The following is a 6,565-nucleotide window of genomic DNA, read 5'->3' as shown; positions in this document are numbered from 1 at the left end:
AGTTTTCTTCAGATTCCTAAAGCAGGAACTCAATCTGAGCCATTTGGTCTCGCTCAACAAAAACGGCATCGAAGTGATGGTATACATGACGATGATTGCCTCAATGCTTTTGCTGATTTACAAAAAAGCCAACGCTTTAGGCTACAAAACCGCAAAAAGGCGCATTGCCATGGAACTTCGCGATATGATTACCGAAATACTTATCATTTTTGCAGGCGGAGACCCCGGAAAGGTATTCAAAACTTAGTCATAAAAAATGGCCGGAATTTCTTCCGACCATGACTACCTAAAAGCCCGCTTTAGTTTATTTGAAAATAGTAAAATTAGATTTTAGGAAATTTTGCAGGGTTGCTCTCATGGAACATTCCATATACTTTTTCTACAATATCATCCACACTTGGTTTGCTGAAATAATCGCCATCACTTGCATAAGGCGGACGGTGGTTTTCCGCAGAAATGGTTACGGGTTCGGAATCCAAATACTTGAATGCTTTTTGCTTTTCAAGGACTTGCTGAAGAATAAATGCTGATGTTCCGCCTTCCACATCTTCATCGATCACTACCAATCGGTTGGTTTTCTTCACGCTTTCAGCAATTTCATGTTCCAAATCGAAAGGAATTAAAGATTGAACATCAATCACTTCGGCTGAAATCCCAATTTTCTGCAACTCTTCTGCTGCTTCCATCACCAATCTCCAAGTAGATCCGTAAGTCACCAAGGTAACATCTTTTCCTTCTTTAGTTACTTCAATTTTTCCGACAGGAACTGTGAATTCTCCTAAATTATCCGGTTGTTTTTCTTTTAAACGATAGCCATTTAAACACTCCACAATTACGGCTGGATCGTCGCTTTGAAGCATTGTGTTATAAAAACCTGCAGCTTTGGTTAAATTTCTTGGAACCAAAACCAAAATCCCTTTCGATAGGTTGATAATTCCTGCCATTGGCGATCCGGAATGCCAAATTCCTTCCAAACGGTGACCACGAGTTCTAATGATTACCGGAGCTTTTTGGCCACCTTTTGTTCGGTACTGAACCGTTGCTAAATCATCGCTCATTCCCTGTAAACAATACAAAATATAATCAAGATACTGAATTTCAGCAATCGGTCTCAGACCGCGCATCGCCATCCCGATTCCTTGTCCCAAAATGGTTGCTTCGCGAATTCCGGTATCTGCAATTCTTACCTCACCGTATTTTTCCTGAAGTCCTTCCAAACCTTGGTTCACGTCACCAATATTTCCGGCATCTTCACCAAAAACCAAAGATTCAGGATATTTGCTAAAAATTTTATCGAAATTATTTCTCACCACTACTCTGCCATCTACGGTTTCAGAATTTTCCGAATAAATCGGCGCAACTTCCTTAACATTGGTTGCTTTCCACTGAGATTGCGAATAAAGATGAGATGAATAATTATCTTTTTCTACGGCATAAATTTCATTGTATTTCGCCTGGAGATTTGCTCTTTCAACGCTATTATTTCCTCTGGTTAGCAATAAAGTTTTTCTTACCAAATGAAAAATATCTTTCTTTGAAGCCGAAATGATTTTCTTGAATTTCTCAATCTCATTTTCGATTTCAGTATTTTGAGTTTTTAAATTTTCAATTAATGGAAAAACAGCATTCTTCAAGTTCTGAATGGTGGTCTGATAATTTTCCCACGCTTTCTTCTGACCGTCTTTTACGAATTTTTTTGCTTCCGAATCTATCGTTTCTAAATCTTCTGCTGTAGCCAACTGCTGCTCGTTTCCTTCAATTTCGATAGAATAATTTAAAATCCATTCTTTAAACTGAACCAGCCCATCGAATTCGGATTCCCATTTCAAACGTTCTTCATTTTTATATCTTTCGTGCGATCCGGAAGTCGAATGTCCTTGAGGCTGAGTAACTTCCACAACGTGTACAACCACAGGAACACTTTCAGTTCTGGCAAAATGTTCCGCCTTTGCATACGCATCCAGAAGCGCTGCATAATCCCATGCTTTTACCTGAATAATTTCGCAACCTTGGTTTTCGCCTTCTTTTCTTTGAAAACCTGAAAGCATTTCGGAAATATCCGCTTTTGCTCTTTGATTTTGAGTTGGTACGGAAATCCCGTAACCATCATCCCAAATAGAAACAATCATCGGAACTTGAAGCGCACAGGCAGCATTCAAAGTTTCCCAGAAATGACCTTCCGCAGTGGATGCATCACCGATGGTTCCAAAAGCAATTTCGTTTCCGTTGTTTGAGAACTTTTCAGAGCCTTCAAATTTCACCGATTTGTATATATTCGAAGCTTGTGCAAGTCCCAATAATCTTGGCATTTGTCCTGCTGTAGGCGAAATATCCGATGAAATATTTTTTTGTTGCATTAAATTCTTCCATGTTCCATCTTCATTTAAACTTCGTGTTGCATAATGACCATTCATTTGTCGGCCCGCTGAAGCAGGTTCGCGTTCAACACTCGTATCTGCGTATAATTGTGCGAAAAAGCTTTCTACCGTAACTGCGCCAATTACCAAAGAAAAAGTCTGATCCCGGTAATATCCCGAACGAAAATCTCCGTTTTTGAAAACTTTTGCCATCGCCAATTGTGGCAACTCTTTTCCATCTCCGAAAATCCCAAATTTTGCTTTTCCAGTTAAAACTTCTCTTCTTCCGAGATAAGACATTTCGCGAGAAATTCTTCCGATTTTATAATCTTCTAAAACATTTTTCTTAAAATCCTGAAAAGAAATCTGTTGCGTTTCTATATAAGTGGCCTCCATAAATATCTGAATTTTCACAAATATAAATAAATTTGAGAGAACCTTCCAGATTAGTTGATGACCAACCTTAAGAAATCTTTATCCATGCGCTAAAGAACCGATTAATAAGCCGGAATTTTCAGTACAACATTTCAAAAAAAACGGTAATTCTTGCTTGCAATGGAAAATAAAATTCACCAAAACCCGCTCTATTTTGATTACCGGGCCGATCTTCAATTCAAAAAAGTGCCTCTATTGGAACAAATTTCTAAAGCAAAAAAGAATTAAAAGTTGGAAAATGATAAAAAAAATCGGAGCCAAAAAAACTTGACTCCGATTTCTGTAAAACGTAAAATTTAAAATATGAACTTAGTTTTTAAAATTAATATTAAGGTCTAAATCCGTTTCTTTCAAATAAGCATCAATGATTTCAAATGCTTTTTGCTCATCTTGCAAATTCACCATTAATCTGATGGTTTTCGCTGTAGGAGTAGTAGTAAATGACATATATTTATCGTTCAAAAAACTTGTAATATTGCCCTGAGTTAATTTTGATTTGATCAATTGTATTTCCACAGGATTTTCGCTTTCAAATACACTTACTCTTGTTTCTCTTTCCATATTCTTATTCATTTCAATTTTGAATCTGAAAAATACAAAATTTTTAACAAACTAAATGTTAACATTTCTTAAATTTAAAAAAAAGTAATTATTCTTATGAAAAAAGCTCTTTAAATCTTCTGCACAGCCACTGCGATTTTATCGATGGCAATTTGAATTTCTTCTTTTGAAACATTCAAATGTGGACGAAAACGAATCGACTGATCGCCGCAAGCAAGGATGATTAAACCATCTTCGTACAATAATTCTCTAATTTTGTCGCGAGCAGCACCGTTGGGCAAATCAATTGCACACATCAAACCTCTTCCTCTTGCGTTCGAAACTTTATCCGGAAATTGTTGTTGCAATTTTTGAAGTTCTTCCAAAAGATAATCGCCGACAAGTCTGGCATTTTCTACCAAATTTTCCTGTTCAATTACTTCTAAAACCAACTGAAAACGTAACATATCAATAAAATTGCCCCCGAAAGTTGAATTGATTCTGGAGCTTTCTCTGAACACATTTTGCGGAATTTCATCAAACTTTTCTTTATTTGCCAAAACGCCACAAACTTGTGTTTTTTTACCAAAAGAAATAATATCAGGTTTCGCTGTAAAATGTTGGAAAGCCCACATTTTACCAGTAATTCCGATTCCTGTTTGTACTTCGTCAAAGATTAAAAGTACTTCATTTTCATCACAAATATTTCTTAACCCAACAAAGAATTCATCGCGGAAATGGTGGTCGCCACCTTCTGCCTGAATCGGTTCGATGATGATGCATGCTACCTGATTCGGATTTGCCAAAATCGCTTCCTGAATATTGAGCAAAGCCAGTTGTTCATTTTTAATGGTTTCCTGTAAGTTTTCCTCTGTAATAGGGAAACTCAAGTGTGGATTGATAATTCTTGGCCAATCGAATTTAGGAAAATATTGATATTTTCGTGGATCAGAAGTATTCGTTAAACTCAATGTATAACCACTTCTTCCATGAAAAGCCTGTTTGAAATGGATGCAAATTCCAGCTTCATGATCAATGCCTTTTTCGAAATTTTTGCGGGTTTTCCAGTCGAAGCAAGCTTTCATTGCATTTTCCACACCCATCGTTCCGCCTTCGATGAAGAAAGTATATTGCAATTCTTCGGGAATCGCAACTCTGGAGAAGACCTCCATGAAATCAGCAAATTCCTGAGAATAAACATCGGCCAAAGTAGGTTTATTGACGGCCATTTTCCCTAGCCACGCCGATTTTTCTACTAAATATGGATGGTTGTAGCCAACCGATGCGGAACCAAACATGGAGAACATATCAAGGAATTCTTTGCCGGTATTTCGGTCGTGAATCCAGCTTCCGTGGGATTTTTCTATGTCCATCACGAAATCAAATCCATCGGCGAGAAGATGTTTTCCGAGAATTTCTTTGACCTTATTGGTCGTTTGTGGTTGAGATGCAATTGTGTCGTTCATACAATATTTTTTTGGTGCTTAATTTCTATTGAAAATACAGAAACTATTATTTTTTCTATTAAAATGTTATTTTACAATGAATTACAAATCAAATTTAATTCCTTGCGCTAAAGGAAGACTTGTGGTATAATTAATCGTATTGGTTTGTCGTCTCATATAATATTTCCACGCATCAGAACCGGATTCTCTTCCGCCGCCGGTTTCTTTTTCACCACCGAAAGCGCCACCTATTTCCGCACCTGAAGTTCCAATGTTGACATTGGCAATTCCACAATCTGAACCTGCTTGAGAAAGGAAAAGTTCAGCTTCGCGAAGGTTTTGCGTCATAATTGCGGAACTTAAACCTTGGGGAACATCATTCTGCATTTCGATTGCTTCTTCCAGATTTTTATATTTCATAATATAAAGAATCGGTGCAAAAGTTTCGTGTTGTACAATTTCAAAAGAGTTTTCAACTTCGGCGATGCATGGTTTCACATAACAGCCGGATTCGTATTGCGCTCCATCGAGAACGCCGCCTTCTACCACAAATTCCCCTCCTTCGGCTTTGCATTTTTCAATGGAATTCAAATATTGATTAACCGCATCTTGATCAATGAGTGGACCAACGTGGTTATTTTCATCTAAAGGATTTCCGATTTTTAATTGTCCGTAAGCTTTTACCAAACGATTTTTCATTTCATCATAAACCGATTCGTGGATAATCAATCGTCTTGTGGAAGTACATCTTTGCCCTGCAGTTCCCACTGCGCCGAAAACCGCGCCAATAATCGACATATCTAAATCTGCATTTTCGGTGATGATGATGGCATTATTTCCACCTAATTCCAAAATCGATTTTCCGAATCTTTCGGCTACATTTTTCCCGACGATTCTTCCAACTTTTGTCGATCCGGTGAAGGAAACCAGTGCAACATTTTTATCTTTCACTAATTGATCTCCAATCTCGTGATCGCCCACAATCATTGAGGAAATTCCTTCTGGAAGGTTGTTTTCTTTTAAAACTTCACTGATGATATTTTGACAAGCGATTCCGCAAAGTGGTGTTTTTTCAGAAGGTTTCCAGATGGTAACATTTCCGCAAATCCAAGACAATGCTGTGTTCCACGACCAAACCGCAACCGGAAAATTGAACGCGGAAATAATTCCCACAATTCCTAGCGGATGATATTGCTCGTACATGCGATGTCCAGGTCTTTCGGAATGCATCGTGAAACCGTGAAGCTGTCGCGATAAACCTACGGCAAAATCGCAGATATCAATCATTTCCTGAACTTCACCCAAGCCTTCCTGCAAAGATTTCCCCATTTCATAAGAAACCAATTTCCCTAAATCATCTTTATATTCCCGAAGTTTCAATCCAAATTGGCGAACTAATTCTCCCCTTTTCGGCGCTGGAATCATTCGAAATTCCTTAAAAGCCGCTTTTGCAGTTTCCACTACTTTTTGATAATCCTGAGCGTTGGCAATTTTCACTTTTGCGATCAATTGCCCGTCGGTTGGTGAATAACTTTCTATATAATTTCCGTTGGCAAAGTAATCTCCACCGGTGGAGACTCCGTTATTTTCTTTTGAAATTCCTAAATTTTTGAGTGTTTTTTCAATTCCGAAATTATCGTTATTTTGGGACATAAATTTAAATTTGAGTTGTGTTTAAAGATAAGAATTTTGCTCAAATCTGAAAATTTTCTCTAATCATTTGCATTAAAAACTGATAAATAAGTTTTTATAATAGATACTATATCCATAAATTCCACATGATTCTTT

4 protein-coding genes and 1 pseudogene are annotated in these 6,565 nt (G+C 37.4%); 1 reads left to right on the top strand and 4 read right to left on the bottom strand.

Features of this window, described 5'->3' with window-relative positions:
* Positions 1-247, top strand: a pseudogene (locus AP75_RS12325) (IS4 family transposase); the annotation flags it as partial.
* Positions 248-323: 76 nt separating this feature from the next.
* On the opposite strand, the gene AP75_RS12320 reads toward AP75_RS12325, so the two are convergent.
* The 4 genes from AP75_RS12320 to amaB all read right to left on the bottom strand — a co-directional run bounded on the left by AP75_RS12320 (position 324) and on the right by amaB (position 6,430).
* Positions 324-2,753: an alpha-ketoacid dehydrogenase subunit alpha/beta gene (locus AP75_RS12320; RefSeq protein ID WP_088264880.1), complete on the bottom strand. Its 2,430-nt coding sequence runs from the start codon at positions 2,751-2,753 to the stop codon at positions 324-326.
* Positions 2,754-3,101: 348 nt separating this feature from the next.
* A complete protein-coding gene (locus tag AP75_RS12315; RefSeq protein WP_242589827.1) occupies positions 3,102-3,365 on the bottom strand; it encodes a putative signal transducing protein in 264 nt (87 codons plus the stop codon).
* Between the two features lie 98 nt (positions 3,366-3,463).
* Positions 3,464-4,798, bottom strand: coding sequence for an L-lysine 6-transaminase (gene lat / locus AP75_RS12310; protein ID WP_031502898.1), 1,335 nt, complete (start codon positions 4,796-4,798; stop codon positions 3,464-3,466).
* 81 nt (positions 4,799-4,879) lie between these two features.
* Positions 4,880-6,430 carry an L-piperidine-6-carboxylate dehydrogenase gene (amaB, locus tag AP75_RS12305; protein WP_088264879.1) on the bottom strand — a complete coding sequence of 517 codons (1,551 nt, stop codon included), beginning with the start codon at positions 6,428-6,430 and terminating at the stop codon, positions 4,880-4,882.
* Between the last annotated feature and the right edge of the window lie 135 nt (positions 6,431-6,565).

This window comes from Kaistella haifensis DSM 19056, from assembly GCF_000735695.2.
Lineage (GTDB): Bacteria > Bacteroidota > Bacteroidia > Flavobacteriales > Weeksellaceae > Kaistella > Kaistella haifensis.
Note: the sequence above shows the minus strand (reverse complement) of the source record. Positions and strands in the feature narration are given on the sequence as shown.

Bases quoted from the DNA above. Each gene is read 5' to 3' on its own strand.
- AP75_RS12320 (WP_088264880.1), bottom strand. From the start codon at position 2,753: ATGGAGGCCACTTATATAGAAACGCAACAGATTTCTTTTCAGGATTTT.
- amaB (WP_088264879.1), bottom strand. From the start codon at position 6,430: ATGTCCCAAAATAACGATAATTTCGGAATTGAAAAAACACTCAAAAAT.
- lat (WP_031502898.1), bottom strand. From the start codon at position 4,798: ATGAACGACACAATTGCATCTCAACCACAAACGACCAATAAGGTCAAA.
- AP75_RS12315 (WP_242589827.1), bottom strand. From the start codon at position 3,365: ATGAATAAGAATATGGAAAGAGAAACAAGAGTAAGTGTATTTGAAAGC.